The 23,440-nt window shown below is 59.3% G+C and carries 24 protein-coding genes; 6 read left to right on the forward strand and 18 right to left on the reverse strand.

Annotated elements, in window-relative coordinates; translation table 11 throughout:
* Window positions 1-73: 73 nt before the first annotated feature.
* Genes SFU85_03175 through SFU85_03185 form a run of 3 tightly spaced genes read right to left on the reverse strand, consistent with a single transcriptional unit; the run spans window position 74 to window position 2,067 of the window.
* Entirely contained in the window at window positions 74-979 is a 906-nt protein-coding gene (locus SFU85_03175; protein ID MDX6765772.1) for a hypothetical protein, read from the reverse strand.
* 45 nt (window positions 980-1,024) lie between these two features.
* Complete coding sequence (gene sufT / locus SFU85_03180; GenBank protein ID MDX6765773.1) at window positions 1,025-1,558, reverse strand: putative Fe-S cluster assembly protein SufT; 534 nt, start codon at window positions 1,556-1,558, stop codon at window positions 1,025-1,027.
* A complete protein-coding gene (locus SFU85_03185; GenBank protein MDX6765774.1) occupies window positions 1,555-2,067 on the reverse strand; it encodes an iron-sulfur cluster assembly scaffold protein in 513 nt (170 codons plus the stop codon). The genes sufT and SFU85_03185 overlap by 4 nt, the downstream gene beginning before the upstream one ends.
* 204 nt (window positions 2,068-2,271) lie before the next feature.
* Between SFU85_03185 and SFU85_03190 the strand changes: the two genes are divergently transcribed.
* Window positions 2,272-3,465, forward strand: a complete 1,194-nt coding sequence (locus SFU85_03190) for a hypothetical protein (GenBank protein ID MDX6765775.1) — start codon at window positions 2,272-2,274, stop codon at window positions 3,463-3,465.
* Between the two features lie 36 nt (window positions 3,466-3,501).
* On the opposite strand, the gene SFU85_03195 is transcribed toward SFU85_03190, so the two are convergent.
* The 6 genes from SFU85_03195 to SFU85_03220 form a co-directional block, all read right to left on the reverse strand.
* Window positions 3,502-4,044 carry a rhodanese-like domain-containing protein gene (locus SFU85_03195; GenBank protein MDX6765776.1) on the reverse strand — a complete coding sequence of 181 codons (543 nt, stop codon included), beginning with the start codon at window positions 4,042-4,044 and terminating at the stop codon, window positions 3,502-3,504.
* Between the two features lie 106 nt (window positions 4,045-4,150).
* Window positions 4,151-5,563 (reverse strand): Fe-S cluster assembly protein SufD, encoded by a 1,413-nt coding sequence (sufD, locus tag SFU85_03200; protein ID MDX6765777.1) that lies wholly within the window; start codon window positions 5,561-5,563, stop codon window positions 4,151-4,153.
* A 62-nt stretch (window positions 5,564-5,625) separates the two neighbouring features.
* Entirely contained in the window at window positions 5,626-5,859 is a 234-nt protein-coding gene (locus tag SFU85_03205; GenBank protein MDX6765778.1) for a ferredoxin, read from the reverse strand.
* A gap of 40 nt (window positions 5,860-5,899) precedes the next feature.
* The gene (sufB, locus tag SFU85_03210; protein MDX6765779.1) at window positions 5,900-7,306 is read right to left on the reverse strand and encodes a Fe-S cluster assembly protein SufB; all 1,407 of its coding nucleotides are present in this window, start codon (window positions 7,304-7,306) and stop codon (window positions 5,900-5,902) included.
* A 37-nt stretch (window positions 7,307-7,343) separates the two neighbouring features.
* Complete coding sequence (gene sufC / locus SFU85_03215) at window positions 7,344-8,108, reverse strand: Fe-S cluster assembly ATPase SufC (GenBank protein ID MDX6765780.1); 765 nt, start codon at window positions 8,106-8,108, stop codon at window positions 7,344-7,346.
* Window positions 8,109-8,254: 146 nt separating this feature from the next.
* Complete coding sequence (locus SFU85_03220) at window positions 8,255-8,635, reverse strand: hypothetical protein (GenBank protein ID MDX6765781.1); 381 nt, start codon at window positions 8,633-8,635, stop codon at window positions 8,255-8,257.
* Between the two features lie 175 nt (window positions 8,636-8,810).
* On the opposite strand from SFU85_03220, the gene SFU85_03225 reads away from it, so the two are divergent.
* Window positions 8,811-9,389 (forward strand): BsuPI-related putative proteinase inhibitor, encoded by a 579-nt coding sequence (locus SFU85_03225; GenBank protein MDX6765782.1) that lies wholly within the window; start codon window positions 8,811-8,813, stop codon window positions 9,387-9,389.
* An 11-nt stretch (window positions 9,390-9,400) separates the two neighbouring features.
* Here SFU85_03225 and SFU85_03230 read toward each other — a convergent pair whose 3' ends face one another.
* The 6 genes from SFU85_03230 to SFU85_03255 are packed head-to-tail and all read right to left on the reverse strand — an operon-like array spanning window position 9,401 to window position 13,585.
* Complete coding sequence (locus tag SFU85_03230; protein ID MDX6765783.1) at window positions 9,401-9,973, reverse strand: hypothetical protein; 573 nt, start codon at window positions 9,971-9,973, stop codon at window positions 9,401-9,403.
* 43 nt (window positions 9,974-10,016) lie between these two features.
* Window positions 10,017-10,493, reverse strand: a complete 477-nt coding sequence (locus SFU85_03235) for a hypothetical protein (GenBank protein ID MDX6765784.1) — start codon at window positions 10,491-10,493, stop codon at window positions 10,017-10,019.
* Window positions 10,494-10,504: 11 nt separating this feature from the next.
* Complete coding sequence (locus SFU85_03240; GenBank protein MDX6765785.1) at window positions 10,505-10,801, reverse strand: ATP-dependent Clp protease adaptor ClpS; 297 nt, start codon at window positions 10,799-10,801, stop codon at window positions 10,505-10,507.
* A gap of 13 nt (window positions 10,802-10,814) precedes the next feature.
* Entirely contained in the window at window positions 10,815-11,285 is a 471-nt protein-coding gene (locus SFU85_03245) for a roadblock/LC7 domain-containing protein (GenBank protein MDX6765786.1), read from the reverse strand.
* A gap of 20 nt (window positions 11,286-11,305) precedes the next feature.
* A complete protein-coding gene (locus SFU85_03250; GenBank protein ID MDX6765787.1) occupies window positions 11,306-11,938 on the reverse strand; it encodes a GTPase domain-containing protein in 633 nt (210 codons plus the stop codon).
* A gap of 12 nt (window positions 11,939-11,950) precedes the next feature.
* Window positions 11,951-13,585, reverse strand: a complete 1,635-nt coding sequence (locus SFU85_03255; GenBank protein MDX6765788.1) for a roadblock/LC7 domain-containing protein — start codon at window positions 13,583-13,585, stop codon at window positions 11,951-11,953.
* A gap of 278 nt (window positions 13,586-13,863) precedes the next feature.
* Here SFU85_03255 and SFU85_03260 point away from each other — a divergent pair, with 278 nt between their 5' ends.
* From SFU85_03260 to ribF, 4 genes are all read left to right on the forward strand, one after another.
* Window positions 13,864-14,598: an FHA domain-containing protein gene (locus SFU85_03260; GenBank protein ID MDX6765789.1), complete on the forward strand. Its 735-nt coding sequence runs from the start codon at window positions 13,864-13,866 to the stop codon at window positions 14,596-14,598.
* A 164-nt stretch (window positions 14,599-14,762) separates the two neighbouring features.
* Window positions 14,763-15,737: a DHH family phosphoesterase gene (locus tag SFU85_03265; protein ID MDX6765790.1), complete on the forward strand. Its 975-nt coding sequence runs from the start codon at window positions 14,763-14,765 to the stop codon at window positions 15,735-15,737.
* A 4-nt stretch (window positions 15,738-15,741) separates the two neighbouring features.
* Window positions 15,742-16,470, forward strand: coding sequence for a tRNA pseudouridine(55) synthase TruB (gene truB / locus SFU85_03270; protein ID MDX6765791.1), 729 nt, complete (start codon window positions 15,742-15,744; stop codon window positions 16,468-16,470).
* A gap of 20 nt (window positions 16,471-16,490) precedes the next feature.
* Window positions 16,491-17,459 (forward strand): riboflavin biosynthesis protein RibF, encoded by a 969-nt coding sequence (gene ribF, locus SFU85_03275; protein MDX6765792.1) that lies wholly within the window; start codon window positions 16,491-16,493, stop codon window positions 17,457-17,459.
* A 156-nt stretch (window positions 17,460-17,615) separates the two neighbouring features.
* Here ribF and SFU85_03280 read toward each other — a convergent pair whose 3' ends face one another.
* The 3 genes from SFU85_03280 to SFU85_03290 form a co-directional block, all read right to left on the reverse strand.
* Window positions 17,616-19,937 carry a hypothetical protein gene (locus SFU85_03280; protein ID MDX6765793.1) on the reverse strand — a complete coding sequence of 774 codons (2,322 nt, stop codon included), beginning with the start codon at window positions 19,935-19,937 and terminating at the stop codon, window positions 17,616-17,618.
* A gap of 56 nt (window positions 19,938-19,993) precedes the next feature.
* Window positions 19,994-22,408 (reverse strand): hypothetical protein, encoded by a 2,415-nt coding sequence (locus SFU85_03285; protein MDX6765794.1) that lies wholly within the window; start codon window positions 22,406-22,408, stop codon window positions 19,994-19,996.
* 90 nt (window positions 22,409-22,498) lie between these two features.
* Entirely contained in the window at window positions 22,499-23,437 is a 939-nt protein-coding gene (locus SFU85_03290) for an Amuc_1099 family pilus-like system protein (GenBank protein ID MDX6765795.1), read from the reverse strand.
* Between the last annotated feature and the right edge of the window lie 3 nt (window positions 23,438-23,440).

A 23,440-nucleotide genomic window follows, 5' to 3' on the forward strand; every position in this document is an offset into this window, starting at 1 on the left:
CAGCTGATCAAACGCAAAATGCTCAAACAGCCACTTATCCGCGAACAAAACGGGGATGCGTGAGGCAGCTCCCTCAGCGTCCGGCCAGCTTGTAACCGCTGAAGCCACCGAGTCCCAGGCCGATCAGAAGGAGGAGAACACCGGCAATGAGCGGAGTCTTGCTCTTTTCGACCTTCATCTGGGATTTGCTCAATACCGGAGCCGGAGCCACCGGGGTCGTGGGCTTGGGCGCCGGTTTGTAGGCTTGGGCAGAAGACTGGGAAGAAGAGGTGGACGCCACCGGAGTGGGTGCCCGGACAACGGGCTTGGGATAAAATGCGGTGAACTGGCCCGCCCGCGTCGGCACCTCGCCACCCCAGGTGATTTCCATGGCGCTGAGGTGGGCGTTGGGTCCCTCGGCGATCGAGACATCAATCTTGGCCGTTCCGTCGGAGTTGGGCACCACCCCGGTGACCGAGCCCAGGTTGGCACGGTTGTTCTGAGCCGCCAGGGTGACTGTTTTGCCGTTGACGTTGAAAAGCGTGACAAAGGTGATGGGCGCGTCACGAACGGCAAAAAAATGGAAGTCGTAGGTCTGGGAAGGATTCAAACCGGTGACCAGGAGGGAGGCCTGGTCTTTCTTGCCCTTTTCCAGCGACCACCGGTCCTTGCCCACGTTGATGGGATAAAGATCCTGGTTGTTATCGCCGCTGTCGTAGGCCCCCAGGAAGGGATCGACCACCTTCAGCACGGCTCCGGAGGCCGCACCCTTGTCGTCTTTCAACTCCAGCGGGGCAAAGGAACCCACCGCCGCGGGTGTCGATGGAGGGAGGCTGGCGGCATTCCAAAAACGACCGGCCGCGTCGGGGCCCTTGACCTCGAGCGTGTTCACTCCGAAATCAACCAAGATGCGCCCGGCATGCAGAGCCGGCAATCCGGGGAGCAGCCAAGAGGAGGCGCACAACGCGAAAATCCAACCGGCACGGGGGAATGGATGCATGGCTCTTGTCTACCCCTTTGCGTCGCAAGATCAATCCCGCGCTGATCAAATCAAACCGAGCTTCATCTTACCGACTTCGGTGATCATGTTCTGGTTCCAAGGCGGGTCCCAGACCAATTCCACCTCGGCTTCTTTGATCCCATCCACGGTCAGGACCTTGCTCTTGGCGTCGGCCTGGATCGTCGGCCCCATGCCGCATCCCGGGGCGGTCAGGGTCATCTTCACATCCACCCTCTTGCCACCTTCGATCTCGGATGTCTTCATTTCATAAACCAGGCCGAGGTCCACGATGTTGACCGGAATCTCCGGATCGTAAACGGTCTTCAACCGGTCCCAGATGATCGTCTCCAAATCGCTTCCATCGGCGGCGGGTGCTTCCGGAGCGGCCGGTTTTTCCCGGCCCAGGGCGTCGGCATCAGCGGCTTCAATACGGAACATGCCCAGGTCGCAAACGATGGTGTAAGTGCCTCCCAGAGCCTGGGTGATGCCGACCTCGGTTCCGGCAGGCAGATTCACTTTCTCGCCGCTGGGGATGCGCACCGCGTCGCAGGCGCGCGTCAATGGAAAGGGGTCGTTCATGAAGGGTTGGATCCTGAGGGAGCGGAAGGGGGAAGGAAAACGATTTTTTTGGCCTGCCCGGCCTGCTGCAGGCTGGCGGACAAGCCGGTGGCGGGAGCCGGGGCATGGGTGGCCAGGGAAACCGTGCCGCCTGCCCCCCCCTCCAGTGCCTGGCGGAGGGCTTCCTCGACCAGGGTGGCGCAGTGGATCTTCATCGGGGGCAGAGCACCCAAGGGGGCAGCCAGGTCCTGGCCGGAAAGATGACGGGCCTCCGCGGCGGTCTTGCCCACCAGCATTTCGGTGGCGACACTGGCCACGGCCATGGCCGTCTCGCAGCCGAAGGACTGGAAGCTGGCCTGGTCGATGACTTTGCCCCCCTGCCCATCCTCGCGGTATTTCAACCAGATGCGCAACATGTCACCGCAACCGGGGCTGCCGGCCGTTCCCACGGCATCGGCGTCTTTCAATTCGCCCAGGTTCTGCGGTTGTTCCACCGCCCGGGCAACGCGCTGCTCTAAGGATTCGGACATTTGGACAATTTAGCCTCAAAAAAGCACAAATGCCGCAAAAAAATGGGTCCGGGTTGCAACCATCAGAGCAGCCATTCCATTTGGATCCGCATGAAACAAACACCCCCCTTTGGAAGCGTTGCGCCCGTTTGTGTTAATTCATTGACGACCACCGAAACGCTCACCAGCCTGCACATGAATTCCCAAACACAATAGACCCCCCTTATGGATATCACCGCCGATACTTCCCTGGCCCGTGAAAGCAAATCCGGGGCTTTGTTCACTTGGTCCTGGATAGTCGATGCAAAAACCGATCTGGTTTGGATCACGGGAGGCGGGTGGACGGGTCTTTTTCTGCTTTTGCTCATTCTTCTGGGGGCAGACCCGATGGGCGTCTGGTTCGCTTGGGTGACTCTGGTCGACACCCCCCACTTCATCGGAACCTACACCCGGACCTACTTCGACCCCGAAGTCTGGAAACGCCAGCCGTTCTTCCTCTTGGCCAGTCTCGGCTGGCTCCTGGCCGGACCGGCAGTGTTAGGACTCTGCTATCTGCTTTACCGACTGGGCGTCCATCAATACACCCTCCCCTGGGGACTTTTCGTGGGGGGCTTCCTCGTCTGGGCCTACATGCACATTGTGCGGCAACATTGGGGTGTATTTGCCCTGTACCGCCGCAAGGAATCCGGTCCCCTCTCCCGTTGGGCTGACTTCGGGGAAAAATGGCTGCTCCATGCCGTGCTGGGGTTTCCCGCACTTGCGTTCATTCTGGTCCACCCACAGATGTCGCGCGAACTGGGCCTGAGGAAAGCGGGTGAACCGGCGCTTTATTCGACCGACGTGCTGCTCGTCATCTGCTGGGGCCTGGCCCTGGTCTTCTGGGTCCACCAAGCCTGGCGCACGTGGCAGGCCCAGCGTGCCGGGCGGTCCGTCAATGCGGTCAAATTGCTCTTTGCCGTCCTGGTCACCGCCTACACGGCATTCATCACGTCTTCACCCTGGGTCACGGCCGCACCCATCGTGGTCTTCATGATGCTGACCACGGTGCACCATGACGTCCAATACGACGCCGTGGTCTGGCATTACCACCGACGGCGTCAGGCACGGGGAAACCTGTTGCACGGCTTGGCAGGATGGATGACCCGCAATTTGGGAACGTTCCTTTTCAGCGGAATCCTCATCGCAGCGGCATTCCGGTTCCTTGGTTGCAAAGTTGAAATCCACGAGGGCTGCATCCCGATGTTCACCACAAGCAAAAGCCCGCTCTTCGGCTCAATGACCCTGCGGGATCTGCTCGTGGCGGTCTTCCTCGGATTTCCCCTCAACCATTATTGGATCGACCAGTTCATCTGGCGACCCAGCCAGGATGCCAGGCTGGCATCCGACCTCGGGGTAGGAGACAAATCGTCCCAGGCCTGAACCGACCGGCATGGGCGGGCACGTGCCCGGTGCGTTTCAACCGATCTGGTAGCGCGGCAGGGACGGATCGACCTCGACCGCCCAGGCATCAATCCCGCCCTTGAGCGCATAGGCTTCCTTGAGCCCGTGGCCGATGAAGTAAGAGACCGCGTCCATGATGTGCTTTCCCTGGTGGTCGTAGAACACCACGGCGCCCGGCCCGGCATGGTCCAGCAGTTGCCGGGTCAATTCCTGGCTCAACAATTCCGAACCGGGGATGTGGACCGCCTCATGCTCCTCCCGCGAGCGGATGTCGACCAAACGGATGGCTTCCCCTTTTTTCAGCCGGGCGTTGATATCCAGCGGGGAACACTGCAAGCGGTCTTCCTCAACCTGGGCCGCGAGGATGGTTTCGACGGCCCGGGCGGGGTCGAGGTTTTCATTGCGAAGACAGACCTGTTCCAGCGTTTCCTCCGGCTGGAATCCACAACTGCTGCACCCGCCGATATGGAAAGCGCGGAAGAGAGCCCGGCGTGCAGCGGGAAAGGCGGATTCGATGGCCGCCATGGTCATGTCCGGTTGGCAGGATGGGGTGGGCATGGGTTTTAGTTATTGGTCCCGCTTGCGCTCGCGACGAATGTCGGATTGCGTCCTTGGTCCTTGGTGAGGGTTAAAGGGCCTTTCACCAAGGACTAGGGACCAGGGACTACTCCGTCCCTTGAAGGACGCGAACCTGGGTCGGATCGATGTCGCCTTCGACCACGGTTTCGGTACGGATGCTCTCGGAGCGGTCGAATTTGGACACGATGCGCTCGCGCAGGTATGCGGAGATGCCAGCGTGGCCGAATCGCTCCAGCACTTCCTCGAAGAACCCGATGGCGAGAAGGTGGCGGGCCTGGTGGGCATTGATGCCCCGGCTGAGGAGGTAGAACAATTCCTCGGGATCGATCTGTCCCGTGGTGGCGCCGTGCGAACACTTGACGTCGTCATTGAGGATTTCCAGGCCGGGCATGGAATCGGCCTCGGCCTCGGGGTCGAGGAGAAGATTGCGATTGGTTTGGTAGGCGTCGGTCCAGCGGGCGCCGGGGTCGACACGGATGAGGCCCTGGAAGACCGCCTTGGCGCGGTGGTTGAGGGTGTTTTTGTAGAGAAGGTCGCTGGTGGTGTGGGGGGCGCAGTGGCTTTGCAGGGTGCGGAGGTCGATCTCCTGGTGGTCGTGACCGACAGCGACCGCCAGCATGTCGCTGCGTCCGCCCTCGCCGGTCAGGCGGCTGTGGCTTTCGGTGCGGATGAACCCGCCTCCGAGGTGGACATTGAGGTACTTGCCCGAGGCCTGGCGGTCCACCGTGGTGGAATTGAGGTGGAAGGCCAGGGTTTTTTCGTTCCATTCCTGCACCGAGAGGTAATCAACCTTGGCGCCGGGGGCGAGGATGAGGTCTTTGATGCCGCAGACAAAACCCTGGGCCTGGTCAAGGGAGTTGAAGAAATCGATGAAGGTGGCCGAGCTGTTTTCACCGGCAATGACCAGGGTGTGGGGGAAGATGGCCGAACCCTCGCCGGAAAGCTGGTGGTAGGCGGCGATGGGGAGGGTGATGTGGACGTTTTTGGGAATGATGAGGACGCTGCCCGCGCGACACCAAGCGCGGTGGAGGGCGGCGAACTTGGCCGAGCCAAGCGGGAAGTCCGAGGTCATGAAATGCCTGCGGACCAGATCACCGTGCTTGCAGACGGCGGTCTCCAGGCTTTCCCAAATGACGCCCTGGCGCTGAAGTTCTTCCGGGAGCGGGTGGAATTCGACAACCTGGTCATTGGCAAAGACCACGCGGGCCGCGAGGGGGAAGGCCGGGAGGGTGGTCGATGGGCGCAGCAAAGCCGGATCAGCGGGTGGGGCGGGGCGGAAACCCTCCAGCTTGAGCGCGCGGACGTTGGCAAAACGCCAGTCCTCGTCCTTGCGCTTGGGCATGGGCAGGTTCTGGAAACTCTCCCAAGCCGCCGCGCGTCCCTCCGTCCACCAATCGGCCCAATCCGGCAAGGTGGCCGGGGAAAGGATGGTGCCGTCCGCACCGGTCTGGGCAGATGATCCGGGCTTGGAAGGAGCAGTGGGCAAGAGCGTATCCATGTTCGGGTCTTCCTGAATGATTGACCGCCCTGCGGGGGAAGACCCGCCCGGGCGGGGCGGGTTCAAACGCCGTCGTTGCCGATGGCTTCGACCGGGCAGCCTTCCATGGCTTCCTTGCAGAGGGCTTCCTCTTCTGGGCTACCGGGCTGTTTGTAGACGTAGGAGTGTCCTCCGTCGTCGTTGCGGGTGAAGTTGGCCGGGGCGGTTTCGCGGCACAGGTCGCAGTCGATGCACTGGTTGTCGACGTAGAATTTGCCGGACACGTTGTCGGTGTATTTGTTTTCGAGGTCTGCCATAAGTATGAAGTTTGGGTATTGAGGGTTGAGCCGAGGAGTGTTACCCAACCGACCCCTCCATTTCAAGATCGATCAAGCGCTTGAGTTCCACGCTGTATTCCATGGGGAACTGGGAGACGAGGTCGTTGACGAAGCCATTGACGCTCATGCTCATGGCCTGGGCTTCGGTGAGGCCGCGCTGTTGCATGTAGAAGATCTGTTCGGCGCTGACTTTGCTCACGCTGGCCTCGTGTTGGACCGAATTCCCCTGCCCCCGGACCGTGATGGCCGGGTAGGTATCGGTGCGGGAATGGGAGTTGATCAGGAGGGCGTCACACTCGGTGTTGTTTTTGCAGCCCTTGAGGTGTTTTGGGATGTGGACCAAGCCCCGGTAGGAAGCGCGACCGCTGCCGATGCTGATGCTCTTGGAGGTGATGGTCGAGGTGGTCTCGTCGGCGGCGTGGATCATCTTGGCGCCGGTGTCCTGGTGCTGGCCGTTGTTGGCCAGCGCGATGGAAAGAACCTCGCCGCGGGCCTTGCGGCCCTTGAGGATGACGCCGGGATATTTCATGGTGAGGCGGGAACCGATGTTGCAATCGATCCACTTGATTTCGGCTTCTTCCATGGCCAGACCGCGCTTGGTGACGAGGTTGTAGACGTTGGCGCTCCAGTTCTGGACGGTGATGTACTGGATCTTGGCCCCCTTGAGGGCGACCAGTTCGACCACGGCGCTGTGGAGGGTGGCGGTCTCGAATTTGGGGGCCGTGCAACCTTCCATGTAGGTCAATTCGGCGCCCTCGTCGGCAATGATCAGGGTTCGTTCGAACTGGCCGAAGTTCTCCGCGTTGATACGGAAATAAGCCTGGAGCGGGTGCCTGACCTTCACTCCCTTGGGTACGTAGATGAAACTGCCGCCGCTGAAGACGGCACTGTTGAGGGCGGAGTACTTGTTGTCGGCGGTGGGGATGACCTTGCCGAACCACGGACGGAAGATTTCCGGGTGCTGGTGCAGGGCCTCGGTGCTGCCCATGAAAATAACCCCCTGGTCGGAGAGGGCGGCCTTGACGTTCGAGTAGGCGGCCTCGCTGTCGAACTGGGCCTCGACGCCGGCGAGGAACTTGCGTTCTTTCTCAGGGATGCCGAGGCGCTCAAAGGTGCGTTTGACGTCATCGGGCACCTCGTCCCAACTGCGCTTGGGGGTCTGGCCCTTGGACAGGTAGTAGCGGATGGCGTCGTAATGGATGTTTTCCAAGTCCTTGGTGGCCCAGTGGGTCGGGTTGGGCTTGGAGCGGAAGACCTGGAGGGCGTTGAGCCGGAACTCCCGGATCCATTCCGGATCTTTTTTGACATCGCAGATGTAACGGATGGTTTCCTCGTTGAGGCCGTAGCCGGCATCGAAGGCGTAATCCTCGGGGTAGGAAAAATTCCCGTTGTCGATTTCCAGATTCAGGTCGGGTTTTTCGCTCATGGTGTTTTCGTTTTCCTATGGGAGGGGCGGAACGTTATCAGGCGGACGCGGGCTGCGCGGATTCCTTGATGATCCAATCGTAGCCTTTTTCTTCCAATGTCAGGGCCAGTTCGCGTCCCCCCGTCCGGACGACGCGTCCTTGGACCATGACATGGACCACGTCGGGCACGATGTAATTGAGGAGGCGTTGGTAGTGGGTGATGACGAGGGCGCCGAGGGCGGGTCCGCGCAATTTATTCACCCCTTCGGAGACAATGCGAAGGGCATCAATGTCGAGACCGCTGTCGGTTTCGTCGAGGACCGCGTAAGTGGGTTCGAGCATGGCCATTTGGAGAATTTCGTTGCGCTTCTTTTCACCGCCGGAAAAACCGTCATTGACCGGGCGGCTGGTGAAGGACTTGTCCATCTCGAGCATGGCCATCTTGGCATAAAGCTTTTTGTAGTATTCGACGGCGTCGATTTCCTGGCCTTCGGGCAGGCGGGCTTGGAGCGCGGCGCGGATGAAGTTGGCGATGCTGACTCCGGGGATTTCGCTGGGGTATTGGAAGGCGAGGAAGAGCCCCTTGCGGGCCCGTGCGTCGGGTTCCATTTCGAGGATGTTTTCCCCGTTGAGCAGGACCTCGCCCTCGGTGACCTGGTAGTCCGGGTGACCGGCCATGACCTTGGCCAAGGTGCTTTTGCCCGAGCCATTGGGGCCCATCAACGCATGAACCTCGCCCTGCGGAAGGGTCAAAGAGAGACCTTGAAGAATCTCCCGGTCTTCTATGCGGGCGTGGAGGTTGCGGATTTCAAGCGTATTCATGCCTCAACAGTATAGAGGCAGCTACCGGGGGCGCAAATAAAACCGAATCTCATGTGCATTTAGCAGGCTCATACTCCGAGAAGAAAGCCACCCCAGTAGCGGGCCTTATAAACAGCTTTAGTCAGCAGGGGGACATGAACTGGCCTTTATTTTTTCTGGAGTTTGGCAATGCGGGCTTGGAGACCGCTGACGATTTCCGGAGGGATGGGTCCCGGAATGAGCATCCTTCCCGAACGCAGGGGCATGTCGATGATCGGCGCATAAACCACCGTGCCGTTGATGAGTACGACCATGATCCTGCCGGAGTTGGAGGAGCTCATTTCCTCCAGAATACGCGTTCCGGTGCTGTCAGCCTGCAGCATCATGCCGCCGTCGGGGGTGGGCAAAACGCTTTGGAGGTGGTTTTCCGAAAATGCGGCCAAGCGGTTGACGGCGATGATTTGGTTGGGATTGGTAAGCGAAATCTGGAGGGTTTGGCTGGCCGCTTCTGTGCGCGACTGGACCTGGACATGGATACGAAAAGTCATTTCAGGTTTCGAGGCCCCCGCGCACACGTTCTGTTGTGGGGTGAGGACAAAGACAGAGAGGAGAGCGGCCAAAATCCTTAGCATCAATGCATGCTGCCCTATTCCGGGCCGATGCCAAGTATTCCGGAAATCAAAGAAGATTGAATCGGGCCGTCTCCTCCCCCATCTTATGGGCATGCGCATCTTCACGGCCCTGATACTGGCGGCCTGCCTTGTTCCCGCCGCCCAGGCAGTAGACGTCAATCCCCAACGCCGTACCATTCCGGATAATTTCATCAATCCCCCGGGCAAGCGCTACAGTATCTTCGCCGGTGACCCGGCGCGGGTGCAGCGGGCCAATGAAATCAATCTGAAAGATTTCAGCACGCAAGTTCAGATCGAACCGGCATCGCTGTCCCTCTCCAACCCGGTCAATGCCCAGGGCCAGGCCGTGACGGGATTCAAGGTCACCTTCAAGGTGCAGAACAACGGCAAGAAAAAATCCTATCCCCTCTCGTTCCCCGATGCCCAGCGCTACGATCTGGCGGTCAGCGGCCCGGACGATAGTTTGGTCTGGCTTTGGTCGGAGGACAAAATATTCACCCAAGAAGCCGACTCCCTCTTTATCAACGCCGGGGAATCCATCACCTACACCGAAACCATCCCGGTGGAGTCGCTGAAATCCAAGGCCAAGCCCGGGACCTACAAGGTCGTGGTCATCCTCTCGAACTATCCGGAACTCAAGGACAGCAAGGAAATCACCCTAACTCCCTGATTCGGAAACCCTCACTCGCGTTTGTTGAGGATCTCGCGCACCTCGCTCATGCTCAGGACCCCGCCCTTGAGGTCTTTCTTGTTTTGGAGCGTCTGGTTGATGATTTCTATTTCCGTGGTCTTGCGCGTCAATTCCGGACCCTCGTAACGTTCCCGGGCGGGCTTGTAGGTCTTGTCCCCCATCGGATTGGCGCCGGTGTCGAATCCGGCCGCATTCCGTGTGCTGTAGTTTCCCGAGAATCCGGTGGCCGGACCGGTCCGATAGGACTGCGAAGCATCGAGGTAGGAACGTCCGTTGAAGACACGGCTTTCCGAGACGCGGAAGGACTTGTTGAAGCCCTTGTTTTCCGCGGGGAGGCCGAAAGTCGGCATGTCGTTGCGGGGAGTGGTCCTGAATTCTTTCAACCCGTCGTAATTCTTGACCCGCTGGAGCGACTGGGTGTCGTAGATCTTGCCGGACATGTCGTAGGACTTTTCCATTTTGTCCTCGAATTGGAGGATGTCTTTGAGCGCGGCCGGGGCCGACAGCGGCCAGATGACGGAGAGAGCGGCCACGATCCAGGCGGGAAGGAACTTTGGCTTCACCCTTGCAGCATAGCATCGGGAAGCGGACCGGGCCAGTGGCCATTCACATCGGTGCATAGGGCAGCATCAATTCAATCAATTGGGCCAGAAGGTGGATCTCGAGCAAGACCATCCGGCGTCCATCATCGTGGAACGCATCCAGGTCGCTGTCCATGTCCTCTTCGCCAATCGCATAACGGCCCGCCAGGTACATGCGGTGGTCGTTGGCCAGGAGAATGAAGCGCTCCACACCTTCGGGATCTAGACGCCAGGTGACCCACTCACCGGAGGAGTTGCGGAGAAGGGCCGACCACTCCCGGGCCTGGCGAGCATGTTCCGAGGCGTGCAGGCGGCGTTCCTCCCACCAGGCCTCTTCGTCCTCGGGGGAATAGCCACTGCCGTCCAAACCCCGGTGCGCCGGGGTGGAACGGTCGGACGATTGATACTCGTCCGCGATGCGGTCGAGGATGGCGGCGAGAAAGTGGGCTTCGGCGGGAAAGAATTCCAGCAGCACTCCGTGATCTTCCGGCCGGATTTGCATAACCCGTTTGATCAACCGGCAGGCCGCAACGTGCAACGGAGACCGTGATGGAGGATTTGCTGGTGGTAGAGTTCGGCCTTCTCCCGCGCCTCTAGGGCGACGCAGCTTTGCCCCTTTTCGTGGACCTCCAGCATGTGGCGGGTGGCCCGGGCGCGGTCGAACCGCAGGACCTTCATGAACACATAGACCACATAGGACATGGTGTTGACCGGATCATTCCAAACCATCACTTCCCAGCCCGGATCGGTGTGGTCCCGGCTGCGCGGTGAGACCACGGGGGACTCCACCGGTGCGCCCGCGTTTCTCATGGTGCCAGGCGGCTCAGCGGATGATGCCCCCACCCGGCTGGGCCAGGTCGGTATCCAGTTCCAGTGGGCCGGCCTGGGCTTCGTTCTCACTGGCGTTGGAGAGGGCGGCATCCAGGGCCGGGGTGGTTTGCTGGGCATAAAACCGGACCAAACCGATGTTGGTTTTATCACCAAAAACCGTGATCAGGAGGCAATCAAACTGCAAGGCGGTCATGAGGATGCTGATGTGACTGCCTTCGTGGTACAAGGCGGTGAATTCCTGTTCGCCCAGCCGGCGGGCCAGCTCGCGGGTCGCGGCAAACGAACCCGCGGCCAGGGCGCTCAGGATGCTGATGTCGAGCGTGCCGATGTCCCCCATCTCGGCGAAGAGGTTGCCGCCCTTGTCGACCACCGCGGTCCATTGGGATTCGGACTTGGCCAGAAATTCCTTGAGGGTGCATTCTATCGCCACCTGGTCTTCCACTGAGAGCATGCCAATCGCCATAAACGTATCCTGATGGGGGTTCAACCAGCCTGGGGATCACCGGCCACGGGACGTGCCGGGGCGGCGGATTTGGAGTATTTGGCCAGAAGTAGACGGGCGACACCGTTGAGCGTGTCCAGGACGCCATTGCCCTGGTGGGCGCTGGCTTCGAAGGAAAGCACCCGGTTGGCGCGGTTGTTGAAGGTGTATTCCAGGTAGTGCATCGGGGCGACGTTTTCCACATCCCGCTTGTTGTACTGCAACACGTAAGGAATTTGTGCCAGACTGAGGTGGTTTTCGATCAGGTTCTCCTGCAGGTTGGCAAAGGATTCGACATTCTCCTCCATGCGCTCCCATTGGGAATCCACGACGAAAACGATGCCATCCACGCCCTTGAGGACCAATTGGCGGGTCGTGTTGTAAACCGGCTGGCCCGGGACGGTGTACAATTGGAACCGGGTATCGAACCCGGGCAGGGTCTGGGTGTTGAGACTGAGGAAGTCGAAGAACAGGGTCCGGTCGGCATCGGTGGCGAGGGACACGAGGTCGCCCTTCTGGGTGCTGGTGATGCCTCCGTGGAGATTGATGAGGTTCGTCGTCTTGCCCGAAAGGGCGCAGCCGTAATAGACGATCTTGAGCTGGATCTCCCTTTTGGAGTAATTGATGAAGGCCATAGGGGTTGAAGGTTAACCGGGACCCGACTGGGCCAGCAAGGCCAGGGCTGCGTGAATTGTTTTACGGTGCACGATGGGCAACTGTTCATCTTCGTGCACCAAAACCAGGATGAATCCGTGGTCGCGGAAAAGGGTCAGGCTGTTTTCCTTGCCGGGTAGGTTCATCTCGGACAATTCCGCACGACCCAGGTCGGTGAGCAAGCCAGAAGTGGTCTTGAACAAACGGGGCGCCACCGCCGCCAGGGCCTCATCGGTCTTGTTTTCTCCACCGGCGGCGGAAATCGGCAGGCCGTCAGGCCCGCATAGGATGCAGCCAAGCATCCCCGGCCAGAGGCTGATCTGGCGGGTGAATTCCTTGAAACCCGCCGGCACATCGGCGGGCAGGCGGATGAGCTGGTGCAACTCGGAGGACGCAGCCTTCGTGGGAACGTTCGTTTTTGTCGGCGTAGCCTTCAAGGCCTTGCTGAATGAATCAGCCAGTTGGGGCGACGATGCCACAGCCGCGCTGAGCGGAGAAGCCGGAAGCGGTTCCACATCAGACTCATCCGCAGTTGGTTCAACCGGCTTGACCTTGGCCCTCTGGGCGAAGGAAAAAACCGGCGCTGTCTTGATGGGATTCGGCGAAGGTGGCGGGGTGCTCACTTCCACGGCCGAGGGTTCATCCACTGGAAGCTCGGGAACCTGCAGCTTGCTCAGCAGAGCCTGGTATTCCGAACTCTGGGTGAAGGAAAAGCTGTCCGCTGGATCGGCCGACTCCTCCACCACAGGAGCATCGACTGGATTTTCCACGATCGGCAAGGCTTCATCGGCCTGCTGCACCTCGGATTCGGCGAGGGCGGCCAAAGCGGCCAGTGCCGGATCCAAGCCACCCGTATCGGGCTCGGATGCGTCGACTGCCTCCGTCTGAAGTGCGGTGTCGGACATTACCGGCTCCGGGTCGGGCTCCTGATCTGCCATGGATAATCCCGGGTCCGCTATCTCGCCAGGATTTTCGCTCGGAGAAAGTTCCGCCCCGGCGAACGGTGTCTCACTGGCTGCCGCGGCTTCGAGTTCCGCCTGTTGCGCCGCTTGAGCGGCCTGGGCGGCTTCCACCTTGGCCCGGATGGCCTCCGGGGAAAACGGATCATTCATTGAGGCCACCGCCTGGTCGATCTGCTTCTGGTCCCTGCGCAACTTCATATAGTCGGCAGGGATGCGCATCACCACCTGGGGCAGGGGCAACAAGATGGTCATCGCACCGTATTCACCTAACGAATCAACCGGATGAATCAATCCTTCCGGCGCACATTGCGCGAGGTCGGCGATGGTGAACTCGATCTTGCCCGAGGGCAACATGGGCAACACCGCACCCATGGGCAGGCGGAAATCCCCTTGCCCCTGGGGCGACTGGAGCAAACTGGCCGGATCGGCCAGCAGGACCGCCTCCGGCAGCAAGGGCACGACCACCGATGCCGGCATCTCGAGCGCCACGTCGGGCATGGGCGTCATCTGCATGGTAGGTGGCGGGGCGGCCACGGCTACGGCAGCGGGAATCTTGAGCTTGGCCGAACCCGGCCCGGAGGAGTTCAAACCGGCAAGGGAGAGGCGTTGGGTGACCCGTTTGCGTGCCCGCTCGAACAAAGGCTGCGAACCAGGAGGGCGGGGCATCGACCCGCCCCCGATCGGCCCGGTGGCTCCCGACTCCGGCGGAGGCATCGGTGCTCCGGGCGGTGGGGAAGAACCCGGCCCGCGGACCATGGGCATGGCAGGACTGGGGGCAGCGTCCTCTTGCTTTTTTTTACCTAAAAATCCTAAAAAACTAGACGCCATGATTTTGGGTGGTTTAGTCGGCCCAGAATGCCTGATCCTCAAGTGCTTGCAACAAAAACATCGGTCAGCCATCTCCGCTCTTTTCAGTTGGAAATTAAGTCCCATGCTTGCGGGAGATGACGACGCTGGAAATTCTTCAGCTCTGCCTGATTGGACAACGGAGCGGACGGATCGAATGCTTCCACCCCGGCAAGCAAGGTGTGCTCCACGTCGAAAGAGGCAAAATCATCCATGCCGTATGCGGGGATGCGAAGCCGGAGGATGCCTTCTACAACCTGGTGGTCGAACCGGGCGCCGCCGCCGAGTTCATTCCTTGCGACGACCACCCCGCACGCACCATCACCACCTCAACGGATTACCTGCTGATGGAGGCGGCGCGGCGTGCGGACGAATTCAAACGCAATACTCCGGTCTCCCCCGAGCCAACGCATCCTCCTGTGACCCACCTCAGCGTCGTCTCCGATCCCCTTCCGAAAATTTTCGAGTTGCTCGATGACCGCATCACCATCGGCCGCAATCCGGACAACCGGCTCCAACTCAGCGTGGAATCTGTATCCGGGCACCACTGCGTCCTGGAAAAAAGAAACCACCACTATTGGATCAACGATCTCCAATCGAGGAACGGTACCTTCTTGAACAATAAACCCATCGTATCGCCCACAATCATCCAGCCCGGCGACCTCATCCAAATGGGCGCGGCACTGCTGCGGTGCGAGATAAAAGGCCCGCTGGAAGTGGGACATAAGAAAAAAACCGCCCGCATCGTCAGCTCTGACACCCAGGATCTGCGATTGCCTCCCCGGGCCCATGCCACCGAGGGGGCCATCCGCTTCCAGTCCCCCGAGCCCTGAGGTTGCTCTCAACCCCTTCCAACGGCCCCGAAGCACTCCAAGGAAAAAGCTTCAACCGGCCCCTTGTAGCCCGGGAATCCTTTCCCAGGGGTCCATTAACCCGCCACCGCAAGGGCGAATTCCCTCGTTGATTCCCGGGACATAACTGGCAGTCTAGAAAACCCTTGAACAACTCAAACTCACCCATCGCTCACGCCATCCCCCCGCTGCTGGAAGCACCAGAAATCTGGATTTTCAGCCACCAACGCCCCGATGGTGACGCCTTGGGAAGCGCCCTCGGGCTCGGATGGACCTTGTCCGGACTGGGGAAGAGCGTGCGCATCTTCAATCAAGATCCCGTGCCCGACCTTTACACCTTCCTGCCCGGGCGGGAACGTGTGGAATCGCCTGCCGGATGCTCCCCCGGCCCCACCACCCTCTTGGTGGCCTTGGACACCTCGACGCGTGAGCGGCTGGGAAAGGGCTTTTTGGCTTGGAACCGCCAAGCCGACCTGAACCTCGATCACCACGAGAGCAACACCCTCTTCGGCCGACTCAATGTCATCGACCCCACCGAGCCCTCGACCGCCTCGCTCGTTTTGCGTCTGATCGAGGAAGCCGGCTGGCCCCTGCCACCCGAAGCCGCGACGAATTTGTTCGTGGGTTTGAGCACCGACACCGGATCCTTCTGCTACCGCGGAACAACCGCCGCGACCTTCCACGCCGCCGCCCGGCTGGTGGAACGGGGCGCCGATCCCGCCGAACTGGCCCGCGAATGCTACCAATCCACCAGTCCGGAACGTTTTGCCCTCCGCCGCTTGGCCCTGCAGCGCATCCGACTCGAACACCAAGGTCGGTTGGCCGTTCTCGATCTGGAGCCCTCAATGTTCGCGGAATCTGGAGCCAAGGCATCCGATACCGAGGGTTTGGTGGAAGAAGCACTGACCGTTCGCGGGGTGCAATTGGCCGTTCTTTTTGAGGAGCGCCCCGGGGACGCACTCAAAGTCAGTCTGCGGTCGAAGGGCCAGCACAACGTCAGCACCCTGGCCCAGGCATTCGGCGGCGGCGGCCATCCGGGTGCGGCGGGGATCAACTTTGAAGATCATGCCAAGGCCCATCGCCAATCGGTCTTGGAACGTATCGCTCAGATTTTCTCCTAATCTCATGAATCCCCCCCTCCCCAGCATCGACGGACTGCTCATGGTCAACAAACCCGGCGGTATGACCTCGCACGACGTGGTGGATTTCGTGCGCCGACGCTTCGGCCTGAAGAAAGTCGGCCACTGCGGGACACTCGACCCCATGGCCACCGGCCTCCTTATGCTGGTCATTGGCAAGGCCACCAAAGTCCAGGACCTCCTCATGTCGGAAGACAAGGAGTACCGGGGGACTCTGAAATTGGGAACAATCACCGACTCCCAGGACGCCGAGGGCCAGGCCTTGGAAACCCGTCCAGTGGAGGACTACGATGAAGCCACCCTGCGGGCGGCCTTTGCCGCATTCCAGGGTGATTTCTACCAGACGCCGCCCATGGTGTCGGCGGTGAAAAAAGACGGGGTGCCCTTGTACAAACTGGCGCGCCAGGGAAAAGTGGTGGAACGGGAACCACGCCTGGTCACGGTCTACCGTCATAGCCTTGACCGAATTGCCCTGCCGGAAATTGATTTCACCCTTCGTTGCAGCAAGGGCTTCTACGTGCGCAGCTACTGCCATGAAATCGGCCTGAAGCTGGGCTGCGGAGGCCACCTGTCGGCCCTCTCCCGCACCCGCTCCGGAAATTTTTCCCTGGAACAGGCCCTGGGTTGGCCGGCCATGCAGGACATGCGTGATCTCGCGCAGTTGGTCCCTTATGTGATCAGCCTGCCGGAAATCTCCCGCATTCGACGCCAATAATCCGACTCACCCCTCCACTCATGAAGGTGTTCCGAAGCTGGGAAGACGCGGCCCGCAGCGGTGAAGTCCGGCGGCTGGCCCTGGGTTTCTTTGACGGGGTCCATCGGGGCCACCGGCTTGTCTTCGATGCCGTGCGTGAACCGTGCACAACACCTTCAACCTCATCTTCATCCAATTTTTCTCCCACCTCTACCGCCTTTTCCGTGCTGACCTTCTGGCCCCACCCACAGGCCATCCTGTCCCCGGGCCAGGAACCGCCCCTGATCACCGGGATCGAACACAAATTGCGGCTCTTTGCCGCCGCAGGAGCCGCATCCACGCTCCTTATCCCGTTCGACCTTGTTCTGGCCTCACTGACCGCTGATGCGTTTCTGGATCTCCTTCATCATCATCTGCCGAACCTGGAAGCCGTCGCCTGCGGGCAAAATTTCCATTTTGGCCACGGTCGCACGGGAGATGCCTCCCACCTGCGCGCCTGGGCCAACGGGCTCGGCATCTCGGGCCTGATACCGCAGATGCAACGGGACCGCCATGGCCAGGCCATCAGCAGCAGCAGCATCCGAAATCTCCTGCGTGAAGGACGTCTGGAAGAGGCCTCCCACGCACTGGGACGTCCCTATAGTCTTTGGGGCCAGGTTGTTCAAGGACGGCAATTGGGACGCCAACTGGGCTTCCCCACGGCCAACCTGCAAACGGGCGACCAACTATTTCTACCCGCAGGCGTCTACGCAGGCCGGGTGGTGCTGGAGAACGGCGACACGTATACGGCGGCCCTCAACATCGGGCGCAGACCCACCGTGGAGGGTTCGGGCGGTCTTCTGCAAGTGGAAGCACACCTGCTGGGCTACAACGGAGGGGAACTCTATGGACAGCACATCGATGTTCAGCCCATCGAATTCATCCGCGCCGAGCGATCCTTCACCGACCACACGGAATTGCGTAAACAAATCGCCGATGACGTGTTGGAAGCTGGCAGGCGAGTCGGGTGATGCCTTTGTTTGACAAATCGAAGTAACCGACAGGATGGATTGACGGGAAGGCGAGGCTCCTGTCGAGCCGGTTTGATGTCTCTATTCCAAGGGCGGCTCAGCGGGAGCTTTGCCCCCCCGTATTGCAATTTGTCGCCTACTCAATAAGACATGGCGCTACTGACCTGGGGTCAAATTGTAAGGCTCACCATCCGGACGCAGGATGCGAACTGTAACAAAAATCAGCAAATTGCGTTTGATGGCCTGTTCAGCCTTGCTGCGGAAGGCCCTACCTATCAATGGGATGTCTCCCAGAATTGGCACTTTTTCCTCCACCGTGGAGATGTCCTCACGAATTAATCCGCCCAATACCATGGTTTGGCCATCTCCGATTTCCATCTGGGCGTTTTCCACTGTGCGAACCGAAAAGACAGGCTGGTTGATAACGTTATTACTAATCACCTGACCGTTGGGAACACCAAAAAACGCATCTGATTCTGTTGAAAAAATACGCGAACCATAATTGATAAACCCATCAAACTCAGTGATGTCCGGCTTGAGGGTCAGGAAGACGCGCTGGCGGTCGACGGTGATGCGAGGCTGGGCCGTAAGTACCACCCCGACGTTGCGAGTTTCAAAGGTAGACGGCCAGGCCGGCACCACTGTGGTGCGGGATGAAATCGTCGCCGCCGTGACTTGGGCCTCATCGAACTCAGTGGGATAATAAAATTCGCGGGCAATCGTGATAGTTCCTTGAGCCCCATCATTGATGATGATTGAAGGAGCCGTCATGAGGTCGAAGCTTTGCTTCTGACTCAGGGCCTCCAAGAGTGCGCGGAAGGCGTTTCCATCGAGAAAGCCACCGATACCGATTTTGTTGGGTTCCGTGGCATTAGACGCAGGATCTATCGCACTGGCTCCAGCGCCCAGAAGGGTTGAAATGACATCGGAGGGTTTGATTGCTGAGGCCCCCTGCAAACCGGTGCTGGCCCCCACGGAGCCGCCTCCGATGCTACTGCCGCCGGACGCCACGATGGAGGTGGGATTGGCCGCCAGCGTGGCATTGATAGCCAGAGAATTGAGGTCGGTTTGATTAATTTCTACGACACGCGCATCCACTTTGACAACCAAGGCTTCCACCGTGTCCCCAATGACTAGTTCTTCCACTAGGTCGATCTGGTCTTGGGTGTTTTTGACCGTGAGGATACCGGTGGAGAGGTTGTAAAATGCGGCTGCCCCATCCGTGCTAAAGTCCACGCCACGGGCTTCCAGCGTAGAACGAATGCTCTCGCTGCCGCCTGACCGGGCGGCATCCCCCGAGTCAACTGGAGTGCGACGGCTGTTCACGGCAGGCTGATTGCCAGCCGATGCGGAGGGCGCTACGTCAAAGAAACTGGGGCGGGTGGGAAATTCCCGGGTTACTAGAACATCCGTGCGCTCGGTCAAGGGCACAATGAAGACGGCAAACTCATCCACCCGATATTTAACTCCGGCCAAGTTAGTGATGTAACGCAGCACCTCACCGGCGGGAACATTGTTCAGGCGCAGGCTGAAGGGTTTGCTGGAGGAATTGACCCCCTCGTTCTTGACAATGACACTCACTCCGGTGCCTTCCGGATCAAGTTCGCGGGTGCGGTTGGTGATGAAGGTTGCGGCATCGGCAATGGTGGCATCACTGAAGTCCACTTGCGGGATGATGATGGAAGTGAGCTTCTGGCTGATAGCAAAATTATTGGAACGGCGGATGGGCTGGACCAATTTGGTGGGATCTGTGACGCTTTTTTCCGTGCGGGTGTTTTCCGTCCAGCCTTCGCGGGTCTTGGTCAGACGTTCTTGGCGGCTGGATTCACGGCCGATGCGCGCCACCGTGCGACGCTTGATAAAAAGCTTGTTCAATTCGATCGCAGCGGGTTTGTTGTAGGGGTCGATGACAAGGACGTCCGAGAAGGATTTTTCGGCGGCGTCAAGCTGGCCGGTGCCAATCTGATCGCGACCCAGCTTCATCAGGGCTTGCACTTTATTGAGGTTTTTGACGAATTTGCGATCCACTGCCGGGTTGATGGTGGATTCGTCGTTATCGCGGATACCCAGGCGTTCATTGACTTCTTCGAGTATCTGGCTGGCTTGGGCGTTTTCGGGCTTGTGACCCAAAGAAGCAATAGCGCGGTCACGGGCTTCGAACCAATCCTTTTCATCCCGGGCCTTGCGGGCGGCGTCAAGCTCGATCAGCGCCAATAGAGCAGAGGCACGAGCGTACACCGGTGAGCCCTCCCCGGTTTGCGGGATGGTTTTGAGGATCTCAGCCAGGCGAGTTTTTGCTTCCTCTCCCTTACCCTCCTTGATCAGGCTTTCGGTAGATTCAACGTCCTGGATGGCGCGCAGCACGATTTCCTGACGGCGAATTTGTTCACGCTGGACGATGGCGTTGGCTGTTGTCGTTTCGGCAGGTAAAACCGTAGGGTGAACCAAGAAGCTTACGGTGCCCAACAAACAGGCCATTGAGCCAAGGAATTTGGAGGAAAGATGGGAACTAGATGGGGTCATACGCATTTATTTCAGGGCTTGAAGGAGGTTTCCATCGCGTCGGCTTCGCTGTCCGTGAGAAACTTGGGGGTTCCATTGGGATTCATGATCCGCGCGGTGGTGAAAATGATCAGGTTCCGCTTCACATCGCGGTTGGTCTTGGATCGGAAGAGTCGTCCGACCAGCGGGATGTCACCCAGGAGAGGGATCTTGTCCTCAATGGCAACGGTGTCATTGCGGATGAACCCACCCATAACTACTGTTTGTCCGTCGATAACCTGGAGTTTGGTTTCGACTTTGCGCATTTGGAAGACTGGGGTCAGAGCTACGCCCTCAGCGAGCACATTCCCTTGCTGGTCATTTGCTGCGGTGTTGACGGCGGCTTCACGGGCAGCCTGACCATAGTTGATAAAACCAAGAAACTCGGTCACTTCCGGAGTCAATTCAAGGTCGATACGGCGGTCCTTGCTGGCATCCGCTTTGACTTCCATGATCACCCCCACATCGCGATTCACAAATTCCGACGGATTCGAAGGGGCGACGGCCACAAACTGGGCGGAAGTCCCCCCGATTTCTACGGACTGGGTCTGGATTTCTGGAGCCTCATACTCCGTCGGGTAAATGAATTCGCGAACAACGCGGATCTTGGTTTTCTGGCCGTTGACCACGGTAACCTTGGGAGCAGACATCAGATCCGCTCCAGTTGTGGCTTCAATTGCGCGCATGACAGCTTCAAAACCTTGACCGAAAAGAATGGCGGAAACACTCAGAAGGTTGGTCTGGCTGCTCGCGCCCGGATTAAGCAGGGCTTCGATGGAATTGCTGGGCAGGGAGGCCCCGTCACGCAGGTTGCTGTCGAGTGCCACCCCGTCTTTGCCCGCATAAGCGTTGCTGCCAGCATTGGACAGGAAATTGGCCGAGGTGATGTCGGTGATGCCGCTGAGATCCGACTCAAAGGAGAGGCGGTAGTTGAAACCAAATTCCTTGAACTGATCTTCGGTGAAGTCGACAAATTTCGTTTCGATTTCGATCTGGGTGGCCACGTCCGTTTGCTCGGAGAGGAGTTGCTCGATGAGGTTGATCTGGTCGAGGGTGTTCTTGACCACCAGCTTGGCACTGCGGGCCAGATAGGCCGCGCTGGCACCGGCTGGGAACTTGACCCCGCGACCTTCCAATTCTTTTTTCACATCGGCCGTGACAAACTGCACTGTGGCTCCCCCGGTGACGTCGGTGCCGCCTGTGTTCTGGGGTTTGACGCTGAAGAAATTAGGCGGAACGGAAAAGGAGCGGACCACCAGGACGTCGCTGGTCTCGGTGTTGGGGAAAACGTAGACGGCGAATTCTTCCACCTTGAACTGGAGGTTGGTCAGGTTGGTGATGAAGCGCAGAACTTCCATGAGAGGGACCTTGCGCAGGTTGAGAGTGAGGGTGCGCTGCGGAGGCGGGGGAGCGGTCGCCGTATCGGCAGCGGCTCCCTCGGCGGGTGCGGAGGAAGCGGTTGGGTTGACCTTGAGAACAAAATTGACCCCGGTTTTCTCGGGATCGAGCGCCTTGCTCTGCTCTTGGAGAAACTTGATCGCGTCCACGACATCGACGTCGGTGAAGTTCAACTCAGGGATGACGATCTTTTCCAACTTTTCGAACATGTTGGCTACACGGGTTTCATTGACTCCGGTGGTGCTGATGGCGGATTCGACCTGGCGACGATTGACCGGCTTGGTGTGGTAGGCCTCATCAACTTCGGCCAGCCTCTTTTCGCGCACGGCTTCGTAACGCAGGGTGGCGGCCCGTTCCTTGGTTTTTTCCGTTTTTTCAATCCGGAGGCGGGCGACCTTGTTGGTGGGGTCGATGGCTAGGACTTCCTTGTATCTTCCAATGGCCCGTTGGTATTGACCGGTTTCATGGAAGCTGTCCCCTTCGAAGAGGAGTTTTTGGATGTTGTTGACCTTCTCTTCCAATTCAGGACTGACAGCCGTATTGCCGGGGTAGCGTTTGGCCAAGGAGGGATTTTTGTCCTCGATACCCTCCAGTCCGGCTTTGTAAGCCTTGTTGGCGGGGTCGAGGGTGACCGCCTCCTGCCAGAAGGTGCGGGCACTGTCCCAAGACTTTTTGGTTTCTTCCTGGCGGGCCTGGATGGCGGCGACGGCGGCCAGTTCTTTCCGGGCGCGGGCGTTGGTGTCGGCAAAGGAGGGGTTCTTGGTGGTCTGCTCAATGACACTGGCGTATCGGCTGCGGGCCTTGCCGTAGTCTTGGGCCCGCACCAACTGACCTGCCTCATCCAGAAGGCTGTTCAGAGCCAGCGAGTTTTCCATGCGCTTGATCTGTTCCATCTCGGTTTTTTTGGCCGAATCCGAGTCCTGGGCAACGACGGGAGTGATGGTGGTGAAAACGGCCAAAAGCCCGGCCAGGCAAGATGTTAGAACAACGGGGCGCAGGGGGTAGTTCATGGCGGAAGGTCTCAATTCCAAGTTTTTATAGATAACCAAGTAAAATACAAGCTTTAGTTGCCCATCGCCGGTTGGTCACAGCCCCCCAGCTCAACCGCCGATACCCTCGAGCACCTGGCCGGACTGGAGGTCCTTGATCGTCACGGTTTTTTCGCCGGGTTTGAGCAGTTGGTATTCTTTGCCGTCGAGTTTGAATTTTTCCCCGCGGACCACGCGGGGAGGTTCGACCTTGCCGACTGGAGAATCCACCCGCAACTGGACGAAGCTTTCATCCGAGTCCTTCTGGACATTCCGGACGAGGGTGATGGTTTCATCGAGCTTGAGGTTGATGAGATCGAGTTCGGATTCGTCGATTTCCTCGACGATGCCGGTTCTGGGGTTGGGCCGTTTGACGATGTTTTTTCGGAATGCCCCGACCTTGTAGCCTTCGATGGTGTCCCCTTCCTTGACCATGCGGGTCTTGTTGGTTTTGACGTCGAGGAGGTTCAATTGGAAGAGCATCTGGCCGGTGGTGGCGTCCGGGTTGTAGCCCTTGAGGATGACACGGAAAGGCACCTTGGTGTAACTCTCCACGCGCAGCTTCAAGACCAAGGGAGGCCGACTGGCTGAATCGTTCGCCTTGGTGTGGGCGGTGAATTCCTCCAAGTTGCTGAAGCCATCGTTGTCGGGGTCGGAGGAAGCCACCGAAGGGTCATCGATGGGGAACTTGTTGTCTATTTTCCACTGGATGGTGATGCCGGAGGGATCCTTGTCCGCGGGATTGAGGGCTTTGACGGTCTGGTCCTGTGGGTAGTAGACGACAAGCCGGGAAACGAATACCTTGTGCTCGCCGTCTTTGACCTCCACGGGATGGAGCAACTTTTCAGCAGCCTGCTGATAGGGAGCGGGGTCGAAAGCAGGCGGGTTGTTGACCCGTCCCTGGGGCAGGGGGTCGAGGGGGGAAAGAGAGAACCCGAGAAAAGCCAGGAGTCCGCCGCCGAGCACAAGTGCGGCGACGAGGAACCATTGTTCGTTCTGAAGCTTGAGCATGGG

Source organism: Candidatus Methylacidiphilales bacterium, from assembly GCA_033875315.1.
In the GTDB taxonomy this organism is placed as follows: domain Bacteria; phylum Verrucomicrobiota; class Verrucomicrobiia; order Methylacidiphilales; family CAZTYG01; genus JANRJG01.

What these genes read in the sequence shown, in the direction of transcription:
- SFU85_03175 (MDX6765772.1), bottom strand. Translation starts at nt 979, where the DNA reads ATGCATCCATTCCCCCGTGCCGGTTGGATTTTCGCGTTGTGCGCCTCC.
- sufT (MDX6765773.1), bottom strand. Translation starts at nt 1,558, where the DNA reads ATGAACGACCCCTTTCCATTGACGCGCGCCTGCGACGCGGTGCGCATC.
- SFU85_03185 (MDX6765774.1), bottom strand. Translation starts at nt 2,067, where the DNA reads ATGTCCGAATCCTTAGAGCAGCGCGTTGCCCGGGCGGTGGAACAACCG.
- SFU85_03190 (MDX6765775.1), top strand. Translation starts at nt 2,272, where the DNA reads ATGGATATCACCGCCGATACTTCCCTGGCCCGTGAAAGCAAATCCGGG.
- SFU85_03195 (MDX6765776.1), bottom strand. Translation starts at nt 4,044, where the DNA reads ATGCCCACCCCATCCTGCCAACCGGACATGACCATGGCGGCCATCGAA.
- sufD (MDX6765777.1), bottom strand. Translation starts at nt 5,563, where the DNA reads ATGGATACGCTCTTGCCCACTGCTCCTTCCAAGCCCGGATCATCTGCC.
- SFU85_03205 (MDX6765778.1), bottom strand. Translation starts at nt 5,859, where the DNA reads ATGGCAGACCTCGAAAACAAATACACCGACAACGTGTCCGGCAAATTC.
- sufB (MDX6765779.1), bottom strand. Translation starts at nt 7,306, where the DNA reads ATGAGCGAAAAACCCGACCTGAATCTGGAAATCGACAACGGGAATTTT.
- sufC (MDX6765780.1), bottom strand. Translation starts at nt 8,108, where the DNA reads ATGAATACGCTTGAAATCCGCAACCTCCACGCCCGCATAGAAGACCGG.
- SFU85_03220 (MDX6765781.1), bottom strand. Translation starts at nt 8,635, where the DNA reads ATGACTTTTCGTATCCATGTCCAGGTCCAGTCGCGCACAGAAGCGGCC.
- SFU85_03225 (MDX6765782.1), top strand. Translation starts at nt 8,811, where the DNA reads ATGCGCATCTTCACGGCCCTGATACTGGCGGCCTGCCTTGTTCCCGCC.
- SFU85_03235 (MDX6765784.1), bottom strand. Translation starts at nt 10,493, where the DNA reads ATGCAAATCCGGCCGGAAGATCACGGAGTGCTGCTGGAATTCTTTCCC.
- SFU85_03240 (MDX6765785.1), bottom strand. Translation starts at nt 10,801, where the DNA reads ATGAGAAACGCGGGCGCACCGGTGGAGTCCCCCGTGGTCTCACCGCGC.
- SFU85_03245 (MDX6765786.1), bottom strand. Translation starts at nt 11,285, where the DNA reads ATGGCGATTGGCATGCTCTCAGTGGAAGACCAGGTGGCGATAGAATGC.
- SFU85_03250 (MDX6765787.1), bottom strand. Translation starts at nt 11,938, where the DNA reads ATGGCCTTCATCAATTACTCCAAAAGGGAGATCCAGCTCAAGATCGTC.
- SFU85_03255 (MDX6765788.1), bottom strand. Translation starts at nt 13,585, where the DNA reads ATGCCCCGCCCTCCTGGTTCGCAGCCTTTGTTCGAGCGGGCACGCAAA.
- SFU85_03260 (MDX6765789.1), top strand. Translation starts at nt 13,864, where the DNA reads ATGACGACGCTGGAAATTCTTCAGCTCTGCCTGATTGGACAACGGAGC.
- truB (MDX6765791.1), top strand. Translation starts at nt 15,742, where the DNA reads ATGAATCCCCCCCTCCCCAGCATCGACGGACTGCTCATGGTCAACAAA.
- ribF (MDX6765792.1), top strand. Translation starts at nt 16,491, where the DNA reads ATGAAGGTGTTCCGAAGCTGGGAAGACGCGGCCCGCAGCGGTGAAGTC.
- SFU85_03280 (MDX6765793.1), bottom strand. Translation starts at nt 19,937, where the DNA reads ATGGCCTGTTTGTTGGGCACCGTAAGCTTCTTGGTTCACCCTACGGTT.
- SFU85_03285 (MDX6765794.1), bottom strand. Translation starts at nt 22,408, where the DNA reads ATGAACTACCCCCTGCGCCCCGTTGTTCTAACATCTTGCCTGGCCGGG.
- SFU85_03290 (MDX6765795.1), bottom strand. Translation starts at nt 23,437, where the DNA reads ATGCTCAAGCTTCAGAACGAACAATGGTTCCTCGTCGCCGCACTTGTG.